29 protein-coding genes, 1 tRNA gene and 1 other RNA gene are annotated in these 23,252 nt (G+C 70.5%); 6 read left to right on the top strand and 25 right to left on the bottom strand.

Features of this window, described 5'->3' with window-relative positions; genetic code table 11:
* Positions 1-36: 36 nt before the first annotated feature.
* The 5 genes from ACFOVU_RS18750 to ACFOVU_RS18730 all read right to left on the bottom strand — a co-directional run bounded on the left by ACFOVU_RS18750 (position 37) and on the right by ACFOVU_RS18730 (position 4,112).
* The gene (locus ACFOVU_RS18750) at positions 37-1,101 is read right to left on the bottom strand and encodes an aspartate-semialdehyde dehydrogenase (RefSeq protein WP_378535414.1); all 1,065 of its coding nucleotides are present in this window, start codon (positions 1,099-1,101) and stop codon (positions 37-39) included.
* A complete protein-coding gene (locus tag ACFOVU_RS18745; protein WP_378535412.1) occupies positions 1,098-2,369 on the bottom strand; it encodes an aspartate kinase in 1,272 nt (423 codons plus the stop codon). Before ACFOVU_RS18745 ends, ACFOVU_RS18750 begins: the two co-directional genes overlap by 4 nt.
* Positions 2,370-2,598: 229 nt before the next feature.
* Entirely contained in the window at positions 2,599-3,198 is a 600-nt protein-coding gene (gene recR, locus ACFOVU_RS18740; protein ID WP_378535410.1) for a recombination mediator RecR, read from the bottom strand.
* Between the two features lie 83 nt (positions 3,199-3,281).
* Positions 3,282-3,635 (bottom strand): YbaB/EbfC family nucleoid-associated protein, encoded by a 354-nt coding sequence (locus ACFOVU_RS18735; RefSeq protein ID WP_378535898.1) that lies wholly within the window; start codon positions 3,633-3,635, stop codon positions 3,282-3,284.
* 108 nt (positions 3,636-3,743) lie between these two features.
* Positions 3,744-4,112 carry a MerR family transcriptional regulator gene (locus tag ACFOVU_RS18730; protein WP_378535896.1) on the bottom strand — a complete coding sequence of 123 codons (369 nt, stop codon included), beginning with the start codon at positions 4,110-4,112 and terminating at the stop codon, positions 3,744-3,746.
* A 59-nt stretch (positions 4,113-4,171) separates the two neighbouring features.
* On the opposite strand from ACFOVU_RS18730, the gene ACFOVU_RS18725 reads away from it, so the two are divergent.
* Positions 4,172-5,299 (top strand): alkene reductase, encoded by a 1,128-nt coding sequence (locus ACFOVU_RS18725; RefSeq protein ID WP_378535408.1) that lies wholly within the window; start codon positions 4,172-4,174, stop codon positions 5,297-5,299.
* Between the two features lie 18 nt (positions 5,300-5,317).
* On the opposite strand, the gene ACFOVU_RS18720 is transcribed toward ACFOVU_RS18725, so the two are convergent.
* Entirely contained in the window at positions 5,318-5,518 is a 201-nt protein-coding gene (locus ACFOVU_RS18720) for a DUF6243 family protein (RefSeq protein WP_378535406.1), read from the bottom strand.
* Positions 5,519-5,607: 89 nt separating this feature from the next.
* Between ACFOVU_RS18720 and ACFOVU_RS18715 the strand changes: the two genes are divergently transcribed.
* Positions 5,608-6,222 (top strand): TetR/AcrR family transcriptional regulator, encoded by a 615-nt coding sequence (locus ACFOVU_RS18715; protein WP_378535404.1) that lies wholly within the window; start codon positions 5,608-5,610, stop codon positions 6,220-6,222.
* A gap of 52 nt (positions 6,223-6,274) precedes the next feature.
* Here the strand turns inward: ACFOVU_RS18715 and ACFOVU_RS18710 are convergent, their stop codons facing one another.
* Positions 6,275-8,368 carry a DNA polymerase III subunit gamma and tau gene (locus tag ACFOVU_RS18710; protein WP_378535402.1) on the bottom strand — a complete coding sequence of 698 codons (2,094 nt, stop codon included), beginning with the start codon at positions 8,366-8,368 and terminating at the stop codon, positions 6,275-6,277.
* 125 nt (positions 8,369-8,493) lie between these two features.
* Positions 8,494-8,589: signal recognition particle sRNA small type (gene ffs, locus ACFOVU_RS18705), an RNA gene on the bottom strand.
* A gap of 176 nt (positions 8,590-8,765) precedes the next feature.
* Here ffs and ACFOVU_RS18700 point away from each other — a divergent pair.
* Positions 8,766-8,850: transfer RNA gene (locus ACFOVU_RS18700), tRNA-Ser, on the top strand.
* Between the two features lie 78 nt (positions 8,851-8,928).
* Here ACFOVU_RS18700 and ACFOVU_RS18695 read toward each other — a convergent pair.
* The 17 genes from ACFOVU_RS18695 to ACFOVU_RS18615 all read right to left on the bottom strand — a co-directional run bounded on the left by ACFOVU_RS18695 (position 8,929) and on the right by ACFOVU_RS18615 (position 20,335).
* Positions 8,929-10,182 carry a tyrosine-type recombinase/integrase gene (locus ACFOVU_RS18695; protein WP_378535400.1) on the bottom strand — a complete coding sequence of 418 codons (1,254 nt, stop codon included), beginning with the start codon at positions 10,180-10,182 and terminating at the stop codon, positions 8,929-8,931.
* 60 nt (positions 10,183-10,242) lie between these two features.
* A complete protein-coding gene (locus tag ACFOVU_RS18690) occupies positions 10,243-10,452 on the bottom strand; it encodes a helix-turn-helix domain-containing protein (RefSeq protein ID WP_378535399.1) in 210 nt (69 codons plus the stop codon).
* Between the two features lie 71 nt (positions 10,453-10,523).
* Positions 10,524-12,074, bottom strand: a complete 1,551-nt coding sequence (locus tag ACFOVU_RS18685; protein WP_378535397.1) for a YfjI family protein — start codon at positions 12,072-12,074, stop codon at positions 10,524-10,526.
* A complete protein-coding gene (locus ACFOVU_RS18680) occupies positions 12,071-13,003 on the bottom strand; it encodes a bifunctional DNA primase/polymerase (protein WP_378535395.1) in 933 nt (310 codons plus the stop codon). Before ACFOVU_RS18680 ends, ACFOVU_RS18685 begins: the two co-directional genes overlap by 4 nt.
* Complete coding sequence (locus ACFOVU_RS18675) at positions 13,000-13,461, bottom strand: RRQRL motif-containing zinc-binding protein (RefSeq protein WP_378535394.1); 462 nt, start codon at positions 13,459-13,461, stop codon at positions 13,000-13,002. The genes ACFOVU_RS18680 and ACFOVU_RS18675 overlap by 4 nt, the downstream gene beginning before the upstream one ends.
* A 209-nt stretch (positions 13,462-13,670) precedes the next feature.
* A complete protein-coding gene (locus tag ACFOVU_RS18670) occupies positions 13,671-15,701 on the bottom strand; it encodes a hypothetical protein (protein WP_378535392.1) in 2,031 nt (676 codons plus the stop codon).
* A 61-nt stretch (positions 15,702-15,762) separates the two neighbouring features.
* Entirely contained in the window at positions 15,763-16,131 is a 369-nt protein-coding gene (locus ACFOVU_RS18665; protein WP_378535390.1) for a hypothetical protein, read from the bottom strand.
* The gene (locus ACFOVU_RS18660) at positions 16,121-16,405 is read right to left on the bottom strand and encodes a hypothetical protein (RefSeq protein WP_378535388.1); all 285 of its coding nucleotides are present in this window, start codon (positions 16,403-16,405) and stop codon (positions 16,121-16,123) included. Before ACFOVU_RS18660 ends, ACFOVU_RS18665 begins: the two co-directional genes overlap by 11 nt.
* Positions 16,402-17,553: a hypothetical protein gene (locus ACFOVU_RS18655; RefSeq protein WP_378535387.1), complete on the bottom strand. Its 1,152-nt coding sequence runs from the start codon at positions 17,551-17,553 to the stop codon at positions 16,402-16,404. The genes ACFOVU_RS18660 and ACFOVU_RS18655 overlap by 4 nt, the downstream gene beginning before the upstream one ends.
* Positions 17,550-17,816, bottom strand: coding sequence for a hypothetical protein (locus ACFOVU_RS18650; protein ID WP_378535385.1), 267 nt, complete (start codon positions 17,814-17,816; stop codon positions 17,550-17,552). Before ACFOVU_RS18650 ends, ACFOVU_RS18655 begins: the two co-directional genes overlap by 4 nt.
* Positions 17,813-17,950: a hypothetical protein gene (locus ACFOVU_RS18645; protein ID WP_378535384.1), complete on the bottom strand. Its 138-nt coding sequence runs from the start codon at positions 17,948-17,950 to the stop codon at positions 17,813-17,815. Before ACFOVU_RS18645 ends, ACFOVU_RS18650 begins: the two co-directional genes overlap by 4 nt.
* A complete protein-coding gene (locus tag ACFOVU_RS18640; RefSeq protein ID WP_378535382.1) occupies positions 17,947-18,129 on the bottom strand; it encodes a hypothetical protein in 183 nt (60 codons plus the stop codon). Before ACFOVU_RS18640 ends, ACFOVU_RS18645 begins: the two co-directional genes overlap by 4 nt.
* Positions 18,126-18,494 carry a hypothetical protein gene (locus ACFOVU_RS18635; RefSeq protein ID WP_378535380.1) on the bottom strand — a complete coding sequence of 123 codons (369 nt, stop codon included), beginning with the start codon at positions 18,492-18,494 and terminating at the stop codon, positions 18,126-18,128. The genes ACFOVU_RS18640 and ACFOVU_RS18635 overlap by 4 nt, the downstream gene beginning before the upstream one ends.
* An 89-nt stretch (positions 18,495-18,583) precedes the next feature.
* On the bottom strand, positions 18,584-19,327 hold the full coding sequence (locus ACFOVU_RS18630) for a DUF4097 family beta strand repeat-containing protein (protein WP_378535378.1): 744 nt from the start codon (positions 19,325-19,327) through the stop codon (positions 18,584-18,586).
* A gap of 89 nt (positions 19,328-19,416) precedes the next feature.
* Positions 19,417-19,800: a RapZ C-terminal domain-containing protein gene (locus tag ACFOVU_RS18625; RefSeq protein WP_378535376.1), complete on the bottom strand. Its 384-nt coding sequence runs from the start codon at positions 19,798-19,800 to the stop codon at positions 19,417-19,419.
* A 62-nt stretch (positions 19,801-19,862) separates the two neighbouring features.
* Positions 19,863-20,045, bottom strand: coding sequence for a hypothetical protein (locus ACFOVU_RS18620; RefSeq protein ID WP_378535374.1), 183 nt, complete (start codon positions 20,043-20,045; stop codon positions 19,863-19,865).
* On the bottom strand, positions 20,045-20,335 hold the full coding sequence (locus ACFOVU_RS18615; RefSeq protein WP_378535372.1) for a WhiB family transcriptional regulator: 291 nt from the start codon (positions 20,333-20,335) through the stop codon (positions 20,045-20,047). Before ACFOVU_RS18615 ends, ACFOVU_RS18620 begins: the two co-directional genes overlap by 1 nt.
* A gap of 163 nt (positions 20,336-20,498) precedes the next feature.
* On the opposite strand from ACFOVU_RS18615, the gene ACFOVU_RS18610 reads away from it, so the two are divergent.
* The 3 genes from ACFOVU_RS18610 (at position 20,499) to ACFOVU_RS18600 (ending at position 23,185) form a co-directional block, all read left to right on the top strand.
* Positions 20,499-21,350 (top strand): GntR family transcriptional regulator, encoded by an 852-nt coding sequence (locus tag ACFOVU_RS18610; RefSeq protein ID WP_378535370.1) that lies wholly within the window; start codon positions 20,499-20,501, stop codon positions 21,348-21,350.
* Between the two features lie 31 nt (positions 21,351-21,381).
* Positions 21,382-22,020: an HAD family hydrolase gene (locus ACFOVU_RS18605; RefSeq protein WP_378535368.1), complete on the top strand. Its 639-nt coding sequence runs from the start codon at positions 21,382-21,384 to the stop codon at positions 22,018-22,020.
* Between the two features lie 883 nt (positions 22,021-22,903).
* Positions 22,904-23,185: an antitoxin gene (locus ACFOVU_RS18600; RefSeq protein ID WP_378535366.1), complete on the top strand. Its 282-nt coding sequence runs from the start codon at positions 22,904-22,906 to the stop codon at positions 23,183-23,185.
* Positions 23,186-23,252 lie beyond the last annotated feature (67 nt).

Below are 23,252 nucleotides of genomic sequence, written 5' to 3'. Positions count from 1 at the left end.
GGGCCCCCCCCGCCGTGTGCGTGTTTCCCGCCGGGATCAGGCCTCGATGAACTCCTGGGCCACGACCTCGGCGATCTGGGCGGTGTTGAGGGCCGCGCCCTTGCGGAGGTTGTCGCCGCAGAGGAACAGGTCGAGCGACTTGGGGTCGTCGACCGAGCGGCGGATGCGGCCCACCCAGGTGGGGTCGGTGCCCACCACGTCGGCGGGGGTCGGGAACTCGCCCGCTGCGGGGTCGTCGAGCACGACCACGCCGGGCGCCGACGCCAGCAGGGTGCGTGCGGCGTCGGCGTCGACCTCGGTGGCGAAGGTCGCGTGCACCACCAGCGAGTGGGTGGTGACCACGGGGACGCGCACGCACGTGGCCGATACCCGCAGGTCGGCGAGGTTCAAGATCTTCCGGGACTCGTTGCGGACCTTCAGCTCCTCCGACGAGTAGCCGTCGTCCTTCAGCGAGCCGGCCCAGGGGACGACGTTCATCGCGAGCGGGGCCGGGAACGGGCCCAGCTCGCCCACTGCGGCGCGCACGTCGCCCGCCCGGTCGCCCAGGGTGCGGTCGGTGGCGACCTTCTCGATCTGGTCGTGCAGGGTGTCGATGCCCTCCTGGCCGGCTCCGGAGGCGGCCTGGTAGGAGGCCACGACGAGGTCGGTCAGGCCGTAGGCGCGGTGCAGCGCACCCAGCGCCACGATCATCGAGAGCGTGGTGCAGTTGGGGTTGCTGATGATGCCGCGCGGGCGGTTGGCGGTCTCCTCGGCGTTGACCTCGGGCACCACCAGCGGGACGTCGGGGTCCATGCGGAAGGCCCCGGAGTTGTCGACCGCGACCGCGCCGCGCTCGGCGGCGATGGGCGCCCACACCTTGGAGACGTCGTCGGGGACGTCGAACATGGCGACGTCCACGCCGTCGAAGACCTCGGGGGCCAGGGCCTGGACCTCGACCTCCTCGCCGCGGACGGTGAGGCGCTTGCCCGCCGAGCGCGGCGAGGCCACGAGGCGGATCTCGCCCCACACGTTCTCGCGGGTGGAGAGGATGTCGAGCATCACGGTGCCGACGGCACCGGTGGCGCCGACAACGGCAAGGGTGGGTAGATGACGGCGGCTCATCGGCCGGTACCTCCGTAGACGACGGCTTCGACCTGGTCGGCGTCGAGCTGGAATTCCGAGTGGGCGGCGGCGACGGCGGTGTCGACCTGGTCCTGCTCCACCACGACCGAGATCCGGATCTCCGAGGTGGAGATCATCTCGATGTTGGTGCCCGAGCGGGCGATGGCGTCGAAGAAGCGCGCGGTGACACCGGGGTAGGAGCGCATGCCCGCGCCCACCAGGGACACCTTCCCGATCTGGTCGTCGTAGCGCAGCGCCTCGAACGCGACCGTGTCCTGGATCTTCTTCAGCACCGACAGCGCGGTCTGCCCGGCCTCCATCGGCACGGTGAAGGAGATGTCGGTGCGCGAGGTCGATGCGGCCGACACGTTCTGCACGATCATGTCGATGTTGATCTCGGCATCGGCCAGCGCCTTGAAGATCGAGGCGGCCTCGCCGACCTTGTCGGGGACGCCCACGACCGTGATCTTGGCTTCGCTCCGGTCGTGTGCGACGCCGGAGATGATCGGTTGTTCCATGCCTTCGGCTTCCTCAACTTCGGAGACGACCCAGGTACCGGGCCTCTGGCTGAACGACGAGCGGACGTGCAGCGGGATGTTGTACCGCCGCGCGTACTCCACGCATCTGAGGTGCAGGATCTTGGTGCCGCTGGCCGCCATCTCCAGCATCTCCTCGTAGGAGATCTTGGGGATCCGGCGGGCCGTGGGGACGATCCGCGGGTCGGCGGTGAACACGCCGTCGACATCGCTGTAGATCTCGCACGCATCGGCGTTCAGCGCCGCGGCGAGCGCGACCGCCGTGGTGTCGGAACCGCCGCGGCCCAGGGTGGTGATGTCCTTGCTGTCCTGCGAGACACCCTGGAAGCCGGCGACGATGCAGATGGAGCCCTCGTCCAGGGCCTCCTGGATGCGGCCGGGGGTCACATCGATGATCTTGGCGTTGCCGTGCAGGGACGTCGTGATGACGCCAGCCTGCGAGCCGGTGAACGAGCGGGCCTCGTAGCCGAGGTTGCCGATCGCCATGGCGACCAGCGCCATCGACATGCGCTCACCGGCGGTCAGCAGCATGTCCAGCTCGCGGCCGGGCGGCAGCGGGGACACCTGCTCGGCGAGGTCGAGGAGTTCGTCGGTGGTGTCGCCCATGGCCGAGACCACGACGACCACGTCATACCCCGCCTTTTTCTGGGCGACGATCCGTTGGGCCACTCGCTTGATGGCTTCCGCGTCGGCGACGGAAGACCCACCGTACTTCTGCACGATCAGAGCCACGGTCGTTGCTCCTGAGGAGTTGGGATCACGGTAATCAACTAAGAAGTGTAGCTATCGGGAATCTGCGGACACCTTCTCACCTGGGCTTCACCCCGATTTCGGTCCCGGAGCGGCCCCGGTTTCGGTGGCGTCGGGGCGGGGGCATACCCGGTTCGGGCGGGTTCATCCGCATGGCCGGGCCGCCGCCCCCGGCTCCGGGGGAGGGGGCCCGCCCGGCGGCCGGGAGCTCCTAGAACTCCAGGCTCCGGCGCCCCTCGAAGGCGCGGCCGAGGGTGACCTCGTCGGCGTACTCCAGGTCGCCGCCGACGGGCAGGCCGCTGGCCAGCCGGGTGACTTTCAGGCCCAAGGGTTTGACCAGGCGCGCCAGGTACGTGGCGGTCGCCTCGCCCTCCAGGTTGGGGTCGGTGGCCAGGATCAGTTCGGTGATCTGGCCGTCCGAGAGCCGGGCCATCAGCTCTTTGACGCGGAGGTCGTCGGGGCCGACGCCCTCGATGGGGCTGATGGCGCCGCCGAGCACGTGGTAGCGCCCGCGGAACTCACGGGTGCGTTCGATGGCGACGACGTCCTTGGACTCCTCGACCACGCAGATCACCGCGGCATCGCGGCGCACATCACGGCAGATCCGGCACTCCTGCTCCTCGGAGACGTTGCCGCACACCGAGCAGAACCGGACCCGCTCCTTGACCTCGACCAGCGCGTGGACCAGCCGCTTGACGTCGGCGGTCTCGGCGGCGAGCAGATGGAAGGCGATGCGCTGCGCGCTCTTCGGACCGACGCCGGGCAGCCGCCCGAGCTCGTCGATCAGATTCTGAACCGCGCCTTCGTACATCGCCTACCACTCACTCGAAGCCCTATCGGCTCCAACGTTAACGGACCCGGTGCCGCGCTCGGGACCGCAGCGGGCCGCCGATCCTAGAAACCCGGCAGGCCGGGCATCCCGCCACCGCCGCCCGGCAGCCCGCCGCCCAGGCCCTCGGCCAAGGGGCCCATCTTCTCCTGCTGCAACTCCTCGACACCGGTCTCGGCGTCGCGGATGGCCGCGAGGACCAGGTCGGCGATGGTCTGCGCGGAGTCGGCGAGGTCGTCGGGGTCGATCGCCTTGGGGTCGATGGTGATGTCCTCGACCGAGCCGCGGCCGCTCACCGTGACCTTGACCAGCCCGCCGCCCGAGGTGCCCTCGACCTGCGCGTCGTCCAGCTGCTGCTGCGCCTGCACGAGCTGCTGCTGCATCGCCTGCGCCTGCTGCAAGAGGGCCTGCATGTCCATTCCGCCGCCAGGGTTCACTGCATCGTCTCCTTGCTGCATTGTCCGGTGTCTGCGAGCGTAGCCGCTCACGGCCGGGCAACGGCGGCACCCCGGGCGGTCCGGGCCGGATCAGGCCGAATCGGCCCGGTGCTCGCGGCCGGCCGAGGCGATGACGCCGTCGAGGATCCGCCGGGACTCCGCCAGCTGCGCCATCATGCCGTCGATGCGCCGGCGCTCCACGGTCAGCAGGTCGACGAGGTCGGGGGCGGGCGCGCCGCGCTCGTGGTCGAGGATGCAGGGCAGCAGCTCGGAGATCTTGGAGCTGCACAGGCCCGCTGAGTACAGGCACTGGATCCGGTCGACGCGTTCGACGGCGTCGTCCGCGTAGTCGCGGTGGCCGCCGGGGGTGCGCTGCGATGTCAGGAGGCCCTGCTCCTCGTAGTAGCGGAGGGAGCGGACGCTGACCCCGGTCCGCCGCGCCAGCTCGCCGATGCGCATCGTGACCTCCACCACAGGGACTTGAAACTCACATCCACGTCACATTCTACCGTCGTCCCATGAACGACGACAGAGTTCCCGCGTCCCCGCTTCTCGCCCCCTACACCGCCGCTGGCCTCCGCCTGCCCAACCGCATCGTGATGGCCCCGATGACCCGGCTGCGCGCCGACACAGCGGGCGTCCCCACGCCGATCATGGCGACGTACTACGCCCAGCGGGCCGGCGCCGGGCTGATCGTGTCCGAGGGCATCGCCCCCAGCGAACGCGGCGTCCAGTACCTCAACGAGCCCGGCCTGCACACCGAGGAGCAGGTCGCCGGGTGGCGGACGGTCACCGACGCCGTGCACGCGGCGGGCGGCCGCATCTTCGCCCAGCTCATGCACGCCGGCCGCAACGGGCACCCGGCCAACCGGCGCGACGGCGGCCACCCCGAGGCGCCGTCGGCCGTGGCGCTGACCGGGCGGGTGCACACGCTCACCGCCAAGGCCGACGCCGTCGTCCCGCACGCGATGACCACCGCCGAGGTGCGCTCCACCATCGCCGACATCGCCGCCGCCGCGCGCGCGGCGATGCGCGCCGGGTTCGACGGCGTGGAGATCCACGGCGCCAACAGCTACCTGCCGCACCAGTTCCTCGCCGACAACACCAACCTGCGCGACGACGCCTACGGCGGCCCGCCGGCCCGGCGCGCCCGGTTCGCCATCGAGCTGACCGAGGCCGTGGCGGACGCCGTCGGCGCCGGGCGCACGGCCCTGCGGCTGTCCCCGGGCAACCCCGAGAACGAGATCGTGGAGGCCGACCCCGCCCCGGTCTACCGGGCCCTGCTCGCCGCCCTGGACCCGCTGGGCCTGGCCTACCTGCACCTCACCGACGACCCCGTGTACCCGGCGCTGGCCGACCTGCGACCGCGGTGGAGCGGAACGCTCGTGGGCAACACCGGGGAGCACGAGGTGACCGGCCAGGGGTCCGCCGAGCGGCTGCTGCGGGAGAAGGGCGCCGACCTGGTCTCCATCGGGCGCGCCTTCATCTCCAACCCGGACCTGCCCGCGCGCATCGCCTCGGGCACCCGCTGGGCGCCCCCTGCCGGTCACGAGTCGCACTACAGCACCGGGCCGGAGGGCTACATCGACTTCCCTCCGGCCGCGGCGCCCGAGGGGGAGCCGGCGGCCGAGGCGGTCGCCCGCTGAGGCGCCGGGTGAACGGGGTCAGTCCCCGCTCTCGTCGCCCTCCTGGGCCTCCCGTTCCTTGTCCCGCTTCTCCTTGAGCTTGCGCAGCAGCTCGCGCTTCTCCTCCAGCGGGTCGGGGCGCCCGCCCTTCCCCGAGTAGCCTGACCCGCGCATGGCGCCCCGGGACATGCTGGTGCGCTGGCCGCCGAGGCCGAGCAGGTTGTCGCGGCTCTTGCCCATGGGGATCTCCTCTGTATTCGTCTGTGTCCGGCGCTCCGAGCCTACGTCAAGACGATACGTCTCGGTTCGACGCTTGGTAGGTTCGGCCCATGCCACCCGAGACGACGACACCGAACAGCTCGCGGCGCAGTGAGCGCTCGCGCCGCGCGATCCTCGACGCCACCTACGGCCTCGTCATGGAGAAGGGCTACGCCAAGCTCACCATAGAGGCCATCGCGGCCCGCGCGGGCGTGGGCAAGCAGACGATCTACCGGTGGTGGCCCTCCAAGGGCGCCGTGATGTTCGACGCCTTCTTCGACGCCGCCTACAGCGGGGGCGAGGACATCGCCCTGCCCGACACCGGGGACATCGAGGCCGACCTCAAGGCCGTGCTGCGGGCGACCGTGGACGAGTACAACGACCCCGAGTACAGCGCCCGGCTGCGCGCGCTCAACTCCGAGGTCCTGGCCGACTCCCAGCTGTCGGCGGAGCTGTTCGACCGGATGCTCGCCCCCGGCCTGGCGGCCTACCGCACCCGCCTGGAGGCCGCCCAGCAGGCGGGCCAGATCGCCGCCGGCGCCGACCTGGAGACGGCGGTGGAGCTGCTGCTCAGCCCGATCCAGTACCGCTGGCAGCTCGGGCCCGGCCCGCTGACCCATGCCTTCGCCGACTCCATCGTCGACATCGTGCTCCCGGGCCTGCGGCCGCCGCACCCGGAGGGCTGACCCGGGCGCGCGAGGGCGGCCCCGGGGGGCGCGGCCACGGATCGGGCCGGGATCAGGTGTTGTGGTCGATCTTGTCCAGGAGCTTGCCGCCCAGCTCCGACTCGATCAGGGAGAACGCGTTCGGCGGAGGCGCCTGGGAGGCGTCGGGGTCGTTGACCGGGTCGGCGTCATCGCCCGCGTCGAACCCCTCGGGCGGCGGTGAGGACATGGCGTCCTCATAGGGGTCGGGAGGCGGCTCCTCCCGGGTCGTCAGAGGGCGCTGCGGTCCGGTGCCGCCCTGCTCCCGCGTGTCGGACGATGCGCCGCGCGCCGCGGGCCCGGGGTCGGCGGGCCCTGGTGGCTGCGCGGGCCGCTCCTGCGGCGGAGCGGGGGTGTCCCAGCCCGCCGGCTCGGCGGCGGGAGGGGGCGGAGGCGGCGGCGCGGGGCGCTGCGGCGCCGCGGGCGGGGCACCGTTGGCGGGCACCGCCACCACCCGGACCTCGACCCCGAGGACCTGGCGGATCGCCTGGGCGACCACCTGGTCGCTGCCGCTGTTGGAGAAGCCCTTGGCGTCGTTGGGCTTGGAGAACCCGAGCTGGACCTGGTTGCCGTCGACGCCCATGGGGCGTACGTCGGTGCCGCTGAGCACCATCCAGGTGAAGCGGCGCAACCCCTTCACGGTCTCGAGGATCCGCCCCCAGGAACCCTGCACGGCCCCGATGTCGACCGTGCCGCCCCGGGCGGGCGCCGCGGACGCGGGCGGGGCGGCGGGCCGCCGGGCGGCGGGCTGCTGCCGCGACGGACCGGGGCGGGCGGGCTCCGGCCAGTCGTCGGCGGCCCGCTGCGGTGCCGGGGCCGGGGCCGACGGTGCGGGAGCGGGTTCGGCCGGTGCCGGGGCCGCCGGGGATGCGGGCTGCGCGGCGGGAGGGGCCGCGGCCACGGGGGCCGCGGGGGCCACCGGAGCGGGGGCGGCGGGGGCCGCCGCCGGAACGCCCGCGGCCATGCGCCGCTCCAGCTGGTCCAGCCGCGCCACGAGCGCTCCGGAGTCGCCGCCACCGCCGGGTTCGGCGCCCGGCAGCAGCACGCGGGCGCAGAGCAGCTCCAGCAGCAGCCGCGGCGAGGTGGCGCCGCGCATCTCGGTCAGGCCCTGGTTCAGGATCTCGGCCGCGCGGGTGAGCGCAGCGGGGCCCAGCCGCCCGGCCTGCTCGGTCATCTGCTGCACGGCATCGGGCGCGACGTTGATCAGGCCCTTGTCGAGGGCGTCGGGCACCGCGGCCAGCACCACGAGATCGCGGGTGCGCTCCAAGAGGTCGGCGGTGAACCGGCGGGGGTCGTGCCCGCCCTCCATGACGCGGTCGATCAGGCCGAACACGGCCGCGCCGTCGCCAGCGCCCAGCGCGTCGACCATCTCGCCCAGCAGGCTGGAATCGGTGTAGCCGAGGAGCGCGACCGCGCCGTCGCGGGTGATGCCGTTCTCGTCGGAGCCCGCGAGCAGCTGGTCCAGGATCGACAGCGAGTCGCGCGCCGACCCTGCGCCCGCGCGCACCACCAGGGGCAGCGCGGCGGGGTCGAACGCGACCCCCTCCTCCTTGAGGATCTCCTCCATCAGCTCGCGCAGCGTGCTGGGCGGGATCAGCCGGAAGGGGTAGTGGTGGGTCCGCGACCGGATGGTGCCGATGACCTTGTCGGGCTCGGTCGTGGCGAAGACGAACTTCAGGTGCGGCGGGGGCTCCTCGACGAGTTTGAGCAGCGCGTTGAACCCCTCGCGGGTCACCATGTGCGCTTCGTCGATGATGTAGACCTTGTAGCGCGAGTTCACCGGCGCGAAGAACGCGCGCTCACGCAGGTCACGGGCGTCGTCGACGCCACCGTGCGACGCGGCGTCGATCTCGATGACGTCGATGCTGCCGCCGCCGTCGGGCGCCAGGGCGACGCAGGAGTCGCACTTCCCGCAGGGGTCGGGGGTGGGGCCCTGCTCGCAGTTGAGCGACCGGGCGAGGATGCGGGCGCTGGACGTCTTGCCGCAGCCCCGGGGGCCGCTGAACAGGTAGGCGTGGTTGATCCGGCCGTTGCGCAGCGCCTGGCGCAGCGGATCGGTGACGTGCTCCTGGCCGCGCACCTCGCCGAACGTGGCGGGCCGGTACTTGCGATACAGCGCAATGCTCACGGCGTGCTCACTGCTCCCTCCGCGGTCACACCCACCCCCCATTGAACCGTGTCCCCGTGACAGCCGCACGCGTTCGCCGGGGATCGTGGGGAGGGGCCGGAGGCCGGATCAAGGGGTCCCGGGAAAGAAAGGACCCCCCGCGCACCCGCCAGAGCTTACTTATCCTTGCTGCCTTCCGGCCCTGGGGAGGTTCATAAGATGACGCCGCACGAGGGGTCTGCCCAGAGTCTAGCCGACTCCGGGGACCGCGGGGCCCATCCCTCGGGGGCCGGGGGCGGCGGCGCGAACGGGACGGGGGGGCGACGGCACACGGGCGGCCCGGGCGGTGCGTTCCCCCACCGTTCCCGCACGGGGAAACCGTTCGAAGCACACCACCCCGGCATGTAAAGTTGTCCGCGGAGGATTCGCCTAGTGGCCTAGGGCGCACGCTTGGAAAGCGTGTTGGGGGCAACCCCTCACGAGTTCGAATCTCGTATCCTCCGCCGCCTCAAGCAGGCAAGACGAAGGCCCCGACCGGGTGCGCGGTCGGGGCCTTCGTCGTCGTGGTCTCAGTTTTGGTCTCAGTTGGCCTCTTCGGGGCCCTCCTCCCCCTCGTCAGACGGCTCCCAGATGAGTTCGCCGATACGGTCGGCGACGTCCATCCGGACCTCGTCCACCACGTGCTGGTACCGCTTCGCCATCGAGGAGGAGGACCAGCCCATGATCCCCATGACCGCCCGCTCCTGCACCCCGAGGATCAGGAGCACGGTGGCGGCGGTGTGCCGCGCATCGTGGAGCCGGGCCTCCCGGAGACCGGCCTCCTTCAGCAGCGCCTTCCACTCGTGGAAGTCGGTGTTCGTGTTGAGCGATCGGCCGAACTCATCGGCGAACACCCACCCGCCGTCCTCCCACAGCTCCCCGGCCGCTTCCCGCTCCTTCTCCTGGGCGGCCTTGTGCTCGCGAAGCAGCTCGGCGAGCGGTCCGGGCAGCCCGATCGGGCGACGGCCGGCGGCCGACTTGGTGTCCTTGGTCAGCGGGTTGGTGCGGACGCGCTCCGGGCAGAAGCCCGGCTTGCGTCCGCACGGGTCACCGCAACCGTGCGCGTACTTGGGCCGGAGCAGGTTCCGGCGCACCCGCAGGCCGCCGGAGACCAGGTCGATGTCAGGCCAGCGCAGCCCCAACGACTCCCCCTGCCGGAGCCCGAGCGCGAGCGCGATCGCCCACCGCGCGCCGTTGCGCCGGGCCGTGGCGAGCTTGAGGAGATGCCGCACCTCGCCGACCGAGTAGGGCTCGGTCTCCTCCTCGGTGAGCTTCGGGGGCTTGGCCAGCAGGACGGGGTTCTTCGCCAGGTGGCCGCGCCGCACCGCCTCGTTGAGCGCGGTCCGGATGGTGCGGTGCGCGTGGTGGGCGGTGGCGGGCTTGCTGCCGTTGGCCTGCATCTTCGCGTAGAGCCGCTCCAGGTGTTCGGGCTGGAGCTTGTCGAGCCAGTGGGCGCCGGCACCAGGGATCAGGTGGACGTTCACGTCCACGCGATAGCCGGAGTAGGTGTATTCGCTCACGGACGGGGCGGCGATCTCCTCCAGCCAGTGCGTGAGCCATCCAGCCACACGCCACCTGCGCCCCGCCTTGGGCACGGTCCCTGCATCGCGCTTGCGCTCCAGCTCCCGAACAGCCTTGGTGAGGTCCTTCCGGCTCTTCCTCGCCACGTGCCGGCGGTCGGGGGTTCCGTCGTCGTTGACGCCCACGGTCACCCGCCCGTGCCACCGACCGTCCTTGCCGAAGTAGATGGATGACGCCCCGTTCGGCTGCCGGGTGCGCTTCGACTTGTCCGTCATAGCTTCACTCCTGAGAAGTCCGGCGGCGGGGGCGCGCCGCGGCGCGCCCCCGCCAGGGGGTCACGCGGCGGTGTCGTGCTCGCTCTCGCTCGTCAGGAGGTTCACGAAGTCGTCCAGGGCGGCGGCGGGGATGAGCCGGGAGTTGCCGAGCTTGACGGACTTGAGCCGTCCGAGCCGAACCTGCTCGAAGGCGCGCGTGCGACCGATTCCGAGCAGCTTGGCGGCCTCTTCAACCCGGTACAGCTTCTTCTCGTGGAGGATGACGCGCATGATGGTGGTGCTCCTCTTCGTGGAGTGCGGCCCCGGCGGTTGCTTGGCGGCTATGCGCCGGGGGCGGCTTTTCACTGGATGAGTTGGGGGTGGACCTGGTAGGCGGGTGAGGGCGGACGGCCCCCTTTCCGGCTGGTGGGCGGCGGGGGTTCCTCGCGGATCCAGCCGTAGGACTCCAGGAACTCCAGCGCTGGGCGAAGGTCGGCGACCTTGCGGAACGCGCTCCGCGGGAGCCCGTTGAACGCTTCCCGGACGGTGAACCGGTCCGGCTTCTTCCTGGTGATCCAGTCCAGGACAGTCCGGGCCCGCTCCTGGTCGGGGTCAGCGCCCATGTGGTCGAAGACGGCCAGCGCGTGCGCGGTGAAGTACTCCCCGAGCCGGATCGCGGCGGCCACGGTCTGTGCCGTGATCGGTGTCCGCCACGCGGATACGGGGTCGGTGCCCAGGTGGATGAGCCCGGCCAACCGCGCCACGGCGCCGATGTACTTGCCCGCCCAATCGCCGATGTGCCCCAGGTCGCCGTGCTCGGGGTGAAGCCGGGCTTCGATGATCTGTGCGTGCTCCATGAGCAGGGCCAACGCTTCGGGGCGCTGCTGGAGCTGGATGGGGTCGTCCCAGTCGTGGAGCGTGTGGACAAGGTTTTGCAACTGGGTGTCGTAGGCGGCGGTGACCTCCTCGGGTGCGGGGTCGGGTTCGACGTTGCGGGTGCCGACGTTGGACGCCGGCAGCGAGTACAGGAACCTGCCCAGCAGGCCCTTGCCGCGGAATCCGGGGCCGGTGGCGATCTCGGTGATCACCTCGGGCTGCACCGCCAGCCCGAGGGTGAGGGCGGCGTTGTCGATGTGCTCGGCCGGTGCGCCCTTGCGGTCGACCCGCAGCATGTCTCCGGCATGGCCCTTTAGGAACACCTCGAAGTTCGGCACCCCGGAGTAGCGCCCGGCCAGCGTGGCGAAGATCCCGCCCTCGGCGGAGAGCACGGCCAGGCGCCCGCCCTGCTCGGCCAGCAGTGAGGCGGCGGCTTCGGGGGTGATGTCGTCGGCGACCAGCCGGGGCACCACCGGAACCTTGATGGACTCCACAGCCATAGCGGCATCAGCAGCGTCGGCCAGGAGCGATGGATCACCGCCGGGGGTGCCGCTACCCGCGGCGGCCCGCTTGGCCTTCTCAGCCGCACCGGTGGCAACGTCACGGGCGAGCTGGGCATCAATGATGAGCGGCTGCGCCCGTTCGGCCAGGTGCTTTTCCGCCCGAAGCAGGGGCGCGGACATGGCGCGGAAGACCGCGGACTTCCTGCTTGCGGGTGGCATGGCGACGACGGTGAAGATGTTGACCGGCTCGGTCCAGGTCCCGCGGACCTGGACCAGGGCGCGCCCGCCGGCGGCGGTGGACAGGGCGGCCAGTGCGAGGCATCCGGCCATGTCCGCGGGGGTCTGGGTCTCCTCTGCGGTCGCTGCCACCATCGCGGCTACCCATTCGGGGAGCGCGTCCACCGGGAAGGCGGGCAGCGGCCCGCGGGTACCGAGGGGGACGGGGGCATCCCACGGTTCGGGCGCGGGCGTGTGCATGTCTGCGAGTACCCCGGCGGCGTCGAGCCCGGACAGGATCGCTTCCGCGTCGCTCACGCGGCACCTCCGCGCGGTTCACGGGCACCGGAGCGAAGCCCGCTGGAGATGGTGGCCGCGCACTCCCGCTCGCTGAGCCCGACGTTGCACCCGGCGGCCAACAGCGCGTCCTGAACCAACCCAATGGGGAGCACCCCACCGGCGACGAGCTGGCCGAGGGCGAACGCGGCGGTGTTGAGTGCGTGGTTGCGCGATCCAGGCGAGGAGCCAAGTACGCGTTCGACCTCGCCACGCAATGCCGCGGCACCGTACCCTGCGGCATTCCCTCGGATGAGCAGGTGGCGGACCTTCCCGGCATCCACCGGTCGCAGGTCGGGCTTCGGGGTCAGCCGGTCGGCCAACCAGGTGGGCAACGGGGCCGCGGCGGCGGGGTTGATCACCTCGTAGTGCCCGGCGCCGTCCTCATCGGCGACGTAGGAACTGGGGCCGACGACATAGCCACCCTGCGCGCGGGTGTCGATCAGCCACCCCAGCCCCCTGGGGGTGCCGCCCTTGGTGTTGCGGAACCGGACTCCTTCCGGCGGCGTGTAGTAGAGGTGCGTTCCGCCCCGACGAGTCCGCACGGTGAAGGTGTTGAAGGTGGCGTCGTAGCCGCCCTCCTGGTCTAGGACACCGGCCTGTTCGGCGAGGTCGGCGAAGACGTCCGCACCATCGGTGATCCCCGGCTTGGCCCACTCCGGAGGGACGCTCTCCCCCGGTTTGGGGGTGTCGAGGTCGATGACGACCAGCCCGGACGGGCCGGTGGCAATGCCGTAATTGAACCGGCCGGACCCCCAGAACGCGCGGATGGCCTCGGAGTCGGTGGTGGCGTGATGCTCCCAATCGGTGAACCGGCGGTCGGGCCGCTTCGTCCCGCAGATCAGGGGGAACACATGCCACCCACGGGCCGCGGCGGCAAGGACGGACGGTAGGACGTTGGCGGTGGTCACGCGGCGTTCTCCAGCCATGCGCTGTCGACGGCGGCGAAGTAGGCGTCTGCGTCCTGGTACCCGAGTTCCCAGTCTTCCGGGACGGTGTCGTATTCGCAGTTGGGGCACTGTCCCAGCGAGGTAGGGATGCAGTACATGAACACCAGGTGGCAGCTGGGGCAGGTGTGCCGGGCGCGCATGGCCGCGGCCAGCGAACGGGCGCGCGCCCGGGTCATGGGCAACTTCGGCTTGGACAAGCTGATTCGGTAGAGCAGCGCGGTGCGCACCCGGCGGCCCTTGCCGCGTCGGGAACCCCACATCAGCTGCGCGGCGGGCTCCTGACCGGCGGGACGCAACCCCATGGCGGCCAGCTGCTTACGAGTGGCCAGGTCATCATCGAGGACCCACGCGGCTCCCCAGGGGTAAGTGGGCAGGCCGTACTTCTCGCCCGTGGGATCGAGATAGCGGGCATGAGGCATGATGGAAGTGCTCCCTTCGTGGGGTGGCGGTCCCGGTGGTTGCTTGGCGGCTATGCACCGGGACCGCATTTTTTTGTGGCCGGGGCGGGTTGAGACGCCCCGGCGTGGTGTTACAGGTCAGCCCGTGTCTCCACTGGGTCGAGACGCCAGTGGAGACGGTGTCGAGACACCAGTGGAGACACGGGCTGAGACACCCTCGGATGGGTGATTCAGGCCGCCACGAGACCGCTCGCGAGAATCGTGTACGACCCGTCGTCCTCGTGGCGGATCAAGCCCTCCTCTTCCCAGCGGGTGAGCTGCCGGTAGACCCAGGCGCGCTTGCGGTCGATGCCGATGTCGTGCAGGGACTCGCCGACCTCCGGGGCCCGGAAGGTCTGGATGCCGCGGTCGATCCACGTCTGGAACATCGCGTCGATGGCCGCGCGGGCCTCTTCGGCGCTCTCCTTGGATCGCTTGCGCGGGGCCAGCGCGAAGTCCTCGCCGTCCACGGCGGGGATCTCCTCGTCAAGGGATCCAGAGACGTCCGGGTCGTCGTCGGGAGTGGTCAGGATGATGGGTTCGAAGTCGGCGGTCACGGTCTCCTCCTGCTCCTGGGCTTCTGCGTCGGCGACGCGGACGACCGGAGATGAGGTCGCGGTTGTAGCGGGAGCGGCGGCAGCGGGAGCTGTGGAGCCTTCCAAGAAGGCCGCGTAGTCCGCGCCGAACGCCTTGCGGGTGACGGGGTCCAACTTCTCGTCCTGGGGTCGCAGGGCGTCGGCGGCGGCCTTCAGGTCCCGGTTCTCTTCGGCCGGGTTGGTCGAGGGCGGCCCGTAGGTCTTGATCGCCACCGTGTGCCGGTCCACGTCCACGTGCTCGATCGCGGCGTAGAGCGCGCCGGGCTTGGACTTGCGCCACCGGGAGGGGTCGCACCCGGCTTCAGTCACGTAGTCCGGCAGGACGAACGTGGCGTCGGCGTGGTCGCGTACCCCGAAGCAGAGCCCGTCACCGAGGTTGGCGCGGGTGTCGGTGTCGAGGTTGCCCCAGGTGGCCCGCTGGAGGGAGAGTTCCAGCTGAATGCCGACCGAGCGGGCCACCCGGGCGACTTCCACGATCTCGTCGAAGTCGACGACTTCGGCGGCCTCCTCCACGAGCAGGTAGAGGAACGTGAGCCCGCACCCGGGCACCCATTGGGCGTAGCCGTGATCGGCGAGGTGGTTCGCGCGGTCCTTGATCGCACGCTTGATGGCGTTGAGCTGCTTGCGCGCGTCCTTCTTGGTGTAGGCGGGCCATCCGATCGCGTGCTCGATCGGCCCGAGGGTCTGACGGCCCTTCGCCAGGTCGATCGCGAGCGTGAACGTGTCGGACCGGGCAGCCACCTGCACCATCTTGACCTTGCCGTACACCGACTTCCCGGCGCCGGCCATGCCCACGGTCAGGCTGTGCCGGTTGGTGATCTGGTTCAGGAACGGTTCGCCGTCCTCGTAGACCCCCAGGTCCAGCGGGTAATCGGTGATCGAGGTCCCCACGTGGGCGGGGTTCAGTCCCGGCCACGGGATGAGCTTGCCCATCACGTCCTTCTTGGTGATGACCAGTTCGGCGCGGTCGGCGCGCGACTGGTCCTCGATCACGCGGATCGCGCCGGGGGCGACCCCGTAGGCGCTGGCCAGTTCCTTGCCGCGGTTCTGGAGGGATTCGGCGGTCTCGCCGTTCTCCAGGGTCAGTTCGTGGCGCTGCTGCATCTCGGTGTCGGCGGTGAGCTTGGCCCGCACGTGCTTGATCCGCAGCTTGGCCGCGATCTCCTCGAAGGTGGGCAATACCCGCCCGACACCCTTGGCCGGGGCGGTCTCGGCAGTCCCCTGCGAGCGCGCCCACAGGTGCACGTTCGCGATGGCGGCGGCGGCCGACCCGCCAATGATGAGGGCGTCCATGAGCGGACGCCCGGGGCCGAACATGGTCGCCAGGGTCAGCCATGCCCCGGCACCGCCGGTCATGGCGGTGGAGATGTGGTGGGCGTACCAGGTGCGAGCCCCGGTCAGGCGGTGGGTGGCGTAGGTGACGACCCCGCCGGCGGCCGCGATCGCGGCGGCGGCCAGTCCGGTGCCCAGTCCGAGGTCTCCCCACAGCCAGTGGGTCAGGTACCCGGCCGGGATAAGGGCGGGGGCGGCCAACCAGGGGCGGACGTAGTCCATGGCCGTCGTGCCGCGCCGGACCGAGGCTTCCGCGCCGTCCCGGCCCCGTACGACGAGTTCGTTGCGAGCCACGTGGTTCTCCTCCGTGGTGGGCGGGGGCCGCTGACGCGGCCCCCGCGGTGTCGGGTCGGGGTCAGGAGCCCAGGTCGATGGTCTTCTTGCGCTTCTTGGGCTTGATGAGGTGCTCGAAGTGCTTGAGCATCGATCCCCAGGTGCGCACGGACTCGATGCCCACGGTGCGCTGAGCCTCAGCGGCGCGGCGCAGGTGGCGGGCGACGCTCCGGGCCTTGATGCGCGCGGTGAGGTGCCCGTCCCCGTCGCCGGGCGGCAGGTCCTTCAAGACCGCCTCCAGCTCCTGTGCCGAGTACTCCAGCTCCATCGCGACCGCCCGGGAGAGGCGGCGGACGAGTTCGGTGTACTTGCGGACGTCGGAGCCGGTCTCGAACTCAATGGCTTCGAGTTCGCTGATGATCTGCTTGGCGTAGGTGGACTCAGCGCTCACGGCTGTCCTTCCTGGTGTCGGTGGTGGGGTGGTTGATGACGACGGCGATCACTCCCCGGCCGGGGCCGTGCCGGCGGATCCGGGCGGCGGCCAGGTGAGCCCGCCAGGACTCCCCGAGCCAGGCGGCCAGGTCGCTCCCCCAGGAGCGGACGGGGCGGATGTCCAGGCAGGCGGCGGTGTAGGCGTCCAGCCGCGCGGCCAGGTGATCGGCGAAGGACAAGGCGGCCCGCAGACGGACCCGCCACGACGTGCGGGCGGCCTTGTGCCGGTTCACGGGGCACCGCCCGTCCGGTACTTGCGCACCGTCTTGGGGTCGATCCCCAGGTCCTTCGCGGCCCTCTTGATGGGGGTGTCGGGGTTGTCGGCGTAGTAGGCGCGCACCGCCTCTGCGGCGGTCTGCGACCGGCGGCGGGCCGCATCGGCCAGCGGGGGCGGGGCGGCGTCGGGCCCGTCGTCCTCCCCCTCCTCGTCGGGCGCGGTGGCGCTGGTGGGGTCGTCGTCCTCCGGGGGGATGACGGCGAGGGACCCCCCGTCGTCCTCCCGCTCGGTCGGGGGGACGACGCTGGCGCGCCGCAGGTGGTCTTCAACATCACTGAGACCGGCGCGCGCTTCCTCGCCCACGGCATCGGCCCAGGGCTGCTGCGCCTCCACACGATCGGGCGCGGGCATGGCGGGGGTGTCCTCCATGCGGGCCGGGCCATCGGGGGTGGTCCGCGGGCGGCGGGGCGCGTGGACGTTGGCGTCGGCGACCGCGGCAAGGATCTGCTGCATCACCAGCGCCAGGACCGCGACACCCACGGGGAACAGGGCGGCTCCGGCACCGGATCCGTACCAGCTGAGCGCGATGCTGGTCGCCAGCGCGGTCCACTCCAGGACGGTCACCACGGTAGGCATCCGCCCGCCGGAGCGATCCAGGATGGAGCGGGCCACGATGCCGCCGGCCACCAGGACGATGACGGCGGGCTCGTACCCCCAGGCCGCATTCGCGACCTCGGGGCCGATCAGCGCCACCAGGCCCGCGTGGACACCGGCGGTGGACGCCGCACCCATGCCCGCGATCCCGGCCGCACCCAGCCCGACCACCCAGCGCTGCAACCGCTCCAGCGAGGCGGCCTTGCGCGCCGGGGACTCCGACAGCTCCCTGCGGCGCACCAGCCGGTGGCCGCGGTCGTCCATCTGCTGGTCGAACTCCTCGCGCTCCTGGCGGCGGAGTTCGGCCTTGTGCCGCTGCCGCAGCAGCGACGTCTGCCGCTTCTGCGACAGCTCGGTGCGCAGCGGGGTCATGGCGGGGTTGGTATCGGCGTCGTCCAACAGGGCCAGGTCCGGGATGGACGCGACCGCTTTGGCGACGCGCACGCGCTCCTTCAGCTCTGCCACCATCGCCTCATCCACCGGCGCGGCGGGGGTCGTCTTCCTGATCACTGATCCTCCTTCGCGGCCTTCAGCGCCTTCTCAGCGGCTTCGGCCCGGTCCCACGCGGCGCCAAGCCACACCTGCTGCTGGCGGATCGTGTACCGGAGCTGTTCGGCCCGGAAGTCGGCGCGGCGGTTGGCGGCGGCCATGTCGCGGTCGTGCCGGACGCGGGCCGCGTCAAGGGCTGCTTCCAGCTCCGCCACGCGGCGGGCCGACAGCGCAACGATCACGCGGTCGACCAGCGCGCGGCCAAGGTCCATCAGCTTCGTCATCGGCGGTCTCCCACCTGGGAGAAGCGACGGATGTTGTCGAGGTCGGATCGGCGGTCGGGCCACCAGCCACCGGCCAGCACGCGCACGATGACGGCGACCAGGAAGAAGGCGGCCAAGGAGATGAGAGCGCTCATCGACGCCTCCTCGTGGAACGGCGGGGCGCCTGGGTGAGGACCACGCGAGTGCGGCCCCACCTGCGCAGGCGCGACCGCACCTTGCGGTGGAATTCGGCGAGCTTGAGCAGCGCCAGACCGATCAGGGCGACCACGATTCCGCCCACGATGGCCGCGGCGATCGTGCTTTCGGCGATCACGACCCGCCCCCGTTCACCTCGTGGCGGACGACGGCCTGTCCCGACACCCAGATGCCCGTGTCGTTCCAGTTGTGGTGGGACACCGACGCGATGTGGAAGTCCGGCCGGTTGTCGACCGGGGTGTCCAGCGCGAGGGCCAGGTCGTGAATGAACGCGTTGCTCTGCTCGAAGGTGGACTTCGGCACCGCCTGCGAGACGCCGAAGTTGATGGAGGGCTTGCCGTTGAGGTGGGAAAGGCTCACGGCCAGGGTGGGGTGGTGCTCGCTGAACTTGGCGATGATCGTGGATGCGACGGCCAGCAGTTCGGTCATGGGCTTCGGAGACGAGACCGCGTCGGCCGTGGCCTGTTCGGGGGTCATGGTCACGGGCATGTCCTTTCTGCGTGATGCTGCGCGGACGTGCGGCCCCTGATGGCGGCTATGAAGCAGGGACCGCACCCAACTACGAGGAGTCATTAGCGGAGGGTGCGGACGCGCCCGGAGACGCTGTTCGCGCGGACACGGGGCCCGCCGCCGGCCACGGTGACGTCGCCGGAGACGGAGGTGGCGTCCACCTGGGTGTCGGGGCCGACCCCGGCGCGGATGTCGCCGGAGACCGTGCGCAGGTTGGCCCGGGCGCGGGCGTTGGCGCGGATGTCACCGGAAACGGTGGTCACCTCAGCCGCGTCGGCCATCCGCACGAAGGTCACGTCGCCCGACACCGATTCCGCCCACAGCCAGTCGACGGTGTCGGCGGTCAAGTCGGCGGAGGTGGTGGAGTGCTCCACGGTGGCCAGACGGCCGCGGGTCTCGACACGGCCCGCGGTGATGTCGGTCCGAAGGGACGACTCCTGGGGAAGGATCACCTGCACCGTGATCGGCTCCGCGGCGGGGCCGGGCGTGACCAGGCGACCGTTGACGAATACCTGGCCACCGATCACGCTCATGTTGCCGGTGATGGTGCCGCCGGTGACGAACGTGGACCTTCCGCGGGTCATCACCGTGGGCATCCCGCTGGCGTGCTCGGTGGGCAAGCGCAGCGACCAGGTACCCGCGGTGAAGTCGGTGCGGGCGCCGGTGACGACGTCGTCGGGGCCGGAGAGGATCACGACGGCGGCGGGCGCGGTCGGGTTGACCGCCACCTCCACCTGCGCGTACTCCGCGTTCAGGGCGAAGGTGAGAGCACCCGGAGCGGGTGCGGGGAATGTGCGTTTGGGCATAAGGCTTCCTCCTGGTTGGGCCGTCCGCTGGTCGGGCGGTCTCGCCGCCCCCCGACCGTGTGGGCGCGGGGAGCAACGGGACTGACCGGTCAGCGGGTCAGGACCGGCAGGTCGATGTCCCGGTGGTCGACCGCGACCTCGTAGCCGAGCTCCGTGAGCATCCCGGCGAGGAGCATCGCGACGCTGGGGGCGCGGTGCCGGCCCCCGACGCACCCGACCGCCACGGTGATGTCGGCGGCGACCGGGCCCGAGGCGTAGGCGGCGACGGCGCCCGCGATGGAGGCGACCAGGGGGCGGATGCCGGGGGTGGAGAGCACGGTGTCCACGACGACCTGGTCGCGGGCGGTCAGGTACCGGAACTCGGGGCGCTTGTGGGGGTCGCGGAAGTGGGTGCGCAGATCGAAGGTCAGGTTCGCGGCAGGGGCCCCGGCGGGCTGGTCCCAGCCGAACGAGGTGATGTAGATCGTGGTCACGAGAGTCCTTCCTTGGAGTGGTGGCCCCTGATGGCGGCTACGAAGCAGGGGCCAAACCGGTGTCAGGCGGCGGCGTCGACGTCGATGGTGTGGCCGTAGTCGAAGCGGACCGGCAGGTCCAACAGGCCGGTGTCGATGTCGATCCACACGGCGTCGAACGAGGCCCGGACGGCGGTGATGGGGTAGGGGTTGCCGTTGACGCGCATCACCTCGCCGGGCGTGGCGGCCTCAGCGGGCTTGAACATCAGGCCACCTCCCCGGAATCGGTCGCGAGGGCGGCAAGCTCGTCGGCGGTGAAACCGCCCCACGTGCCGTGCTCGGGAAGCTCGCGCATCGCGAGTTCGAAGCACACGGCCCGGACGGGGCAGCGGGCGCACAGCAGCCGGGCGGACTGTTCGCGCATCCGCTTCGCGGCGGCGGACTCGCGCTCTTCGGGGGCGAAGAACAGCTCCGGCTGAGTAGCGCACCTCACCGGGGCGGACAGCAGAGCGTCACGCAGCTGCTGCGTGGTCATCTCCATCGGGTTGATCTCCACTGAACCTCCTTGCAGGTGAGGGCTCGTGAAGGCGGCTATGAACCACGAACCCTCTTGGCCAGGTTGGCTATGCATCTAGCTTGGCTAGGCAGGCTAGGACAGTCAATAGTTTCGCTGAAGATTCTTTCTAGGCTGCCTAGGCAACTGCCCGTAAGCTGTGGGAATGAGCATCGATCCTGAAGACCCCCGGCCGCCGTTTCAGCAGGTGGCGAGTGCCCTTCGCGCCGCGATCCTCACCCGGAAGTTCGAGCCCGGTGACAAGCTGCCGTCCGGTCCGCAGCTGGCCACTACCTACGGCGTGGCGCGCATGACCGTTCAACAGGCGATCCGGCTGCTGCGTGATGAAGGACTGGTCATCTCACAGCAGGGACGCGGCGTGTACGTGCGTGAACGGACTGAGCGACCAGCGGGCCTACGTCCTCACATCGAGCGAGCGTTCGCCGAACCTCGGGTCACGATCGACTTCGCGGGCTTCGGTGGGGAGACACTGCATGGCGCCCTGCAGGAGCCATTGGACAAGGTCCGCCATGGGCGATTGAGCCCGAAGAGCATCGCTATCCGGATCCTTGTTCCCGACATGCAGATCCCAATGGGGCTCCCAGCGCGGCGGGACACCGGCGGCGATGACCCAGATGTCCGAGCACGCATGCATCGGATCCTGCTGCGCTACACCCAGGGCATCGAAGATTCTGTGCAGGAGCTGGAGACTCTGGGGCTGGTCGAACGCGCATCCGTTGAGACTCGGGTGCATCCGGTGGCACCCATGTTCAAGCTCTACATCATCAACCGGTCCGAAGTGTTCTTCGGCTTCTACCCCGTGGCAGAGAACACGGTCACCCTGGGCAAGGAGAAGGTCGGCATCTTCGACCTCATGGGCAGAGACGCGGTCCTGTTCCACCATGGGGCCGATGAGGATTCGGAGTCCACCGGATCGCAGTACGTGTCACAGTCGCAGATGTGGTTCGACAGCATCTGGGGGTCTGTTGCAAAGGGGCGGGACCATGACGCCGGATGAGCGCAGAACGTTCAGGGCGTGCCGTTGGGTGATGCTCGACTTCGACGGACCGGTATGCAGTGCATTCGCTGGCTACCCAGCGCCGGAGGTTGCGGAGCACCTCCGGGAGCAGGCGGCAGCCGCGGGAGTTCGTATCCCGGCGCGGCTCGCTACAGAATCGGATCCGATGGTCGTCCTGCGAGAGCTGTTCGAACTCGCATCGCATCTTCATGAGCCCGCCGAAGCTGCGTTGACCGCTGCCGAAGTGCAGTCCGTCGCCACAGCGGAGCCCACGCCCGGCGCTGTCGAATTCATGCGCGCGTGTGTGGAGACGGGTCGCCCTCTGGCCGTGGTGAGCAACAACTCGGAAGAGGCGGTCAGGGCCTTCATGGACAAGCACGCGCTGGGATCGTTGGTCCGCGACGTCATCGGACGGGACAAGGTGTCCCCCCGACTCATGAAGCCGGATCCTCATTCGCTGCGGCTTGCCCTCGATGCGCTCGCGGCAGAGCCCAAGGGTTCGGTCCTGGTAGGCGACTCCACGACGGACGTGGAGGCTGCCCATGCCGCCGGCGCCACAGCAGTCGGGTTCGCGAACCGCTCATGGAAGGCGGAAGCCTTTCGTGAGCTCGGAGCAGAGATCGTCGTTCACGACATGCAAGAGCTGGCCGAGGCGCTCCTCCATGGGTAGCCAGCGGGACGCCGCACAACCCGCACAACCTGCATAACCCCGTGGCCTGCAAGAACGTTGGGTTGCTGTCTCCGCAGAACCGCCGCAATACTCCCGCAGAACTCCGAGCAACGGCTGCTTCGGCGTTCTGCGGTTCCGGCTGGAGTTTTGCACGAGTTCTGCGGCCCGCGTCCCACGTGGGTTCACCAGCAGATACGGAGGTTCTGCGGGTTGTGCAGGTTCTGCGGCGGGCCCACCATGGGAGCGTCGCCGGGCGGTTCGGGCCCCCGCGGGACGAGGTGGGCACTGCCAGCTCCAGCAAGCGACGGCCCTCGCCGGCGGCGTCCCGTGCTTCATCCGGGCGTAGCAGGTCACCAAGATCAAAAAGAGGGCTCTGAGATGCGCCCAGAGCGCCGAACGGCAACCCCCGAAGGGGATTCCCTCCCTCCGAAAATCCGCCGGTCACGGGACGCCTGAGCGGCGGCGCTTGGTCTCATTTGTGGTCTCATTCATTGGCGTTCGGCCTGGTCCAGAAGCGTTCGGTTCGCGCCGTCAGGCGAGGTCAAGACGCCCCCGACCTCCCCTGAACGCGGCTCTTCAGGATTGGAAAGCGTGTTGGGGGCAACCCCTCACGAGTTCGAATCTCGTATCCTCCGCCAGCCTGCTAGCAGGCTTAACGAAAGGCCCCGACCGGGTGCGCGGTCGGGGCCTTCGTCGTCCGTAGTCTCAGTTTCAGTCTCAGTTGGCCTTTTCGGGGCCGCGGAGCAGGTGCTCGTGCAACCGTTGAGCGGAACACGAGTGCGGTCCTCAGCCGTTGTCCGACCGACGGCGATGCGACATGTCGCATCATGGGCGTGCAGGGCACGCCCATCCCCCGAGAAACGTCAAGGACGAGGTGAGCACGATGGCCAACCTGCGCAGCCTGCTCCGGCAGGTGCTCGGTTTCATCCGTAAGAACCCCGGAAAGGCGAACCGGTATCTGCATACGGCGGGTGAGACCGTGAAGAAGCGCACCGGCGGCAGGTACAACCGGCACATCGACAAAGCCACCGGCGCGGCATCGAGATACCTCGCCAAGCAGGGCGGTCGTCGGGGACACGGCGCTCCGCGCGACCCGCGGCACCGGTCCCAGGGCCCGGTGCCGGAGTACCGTCCAGACGGCCACGATCACCGGTGGGGCCGCTGAGCCGATACTCCACCTGTAGATCGGGGGCAGGCTCAACGAAAGGCCCCGACCGGGTGCGCGGTCGGGG

It is taken from the genome of Nocardiopsis sediminis (assembly GCF_042650565.1).
Lineage (GTDB): Bacteria > Actinomycetota > Actinomycetes > Streptosporangiales > Streptosporangiaceae > Nocardiopsis_B > Nocardiopsis_B sediminis.
Note: the sequence above shows the minus strand (reverse complement) of the source record. Positions and strands in the feature narration are given on the sequence as shown.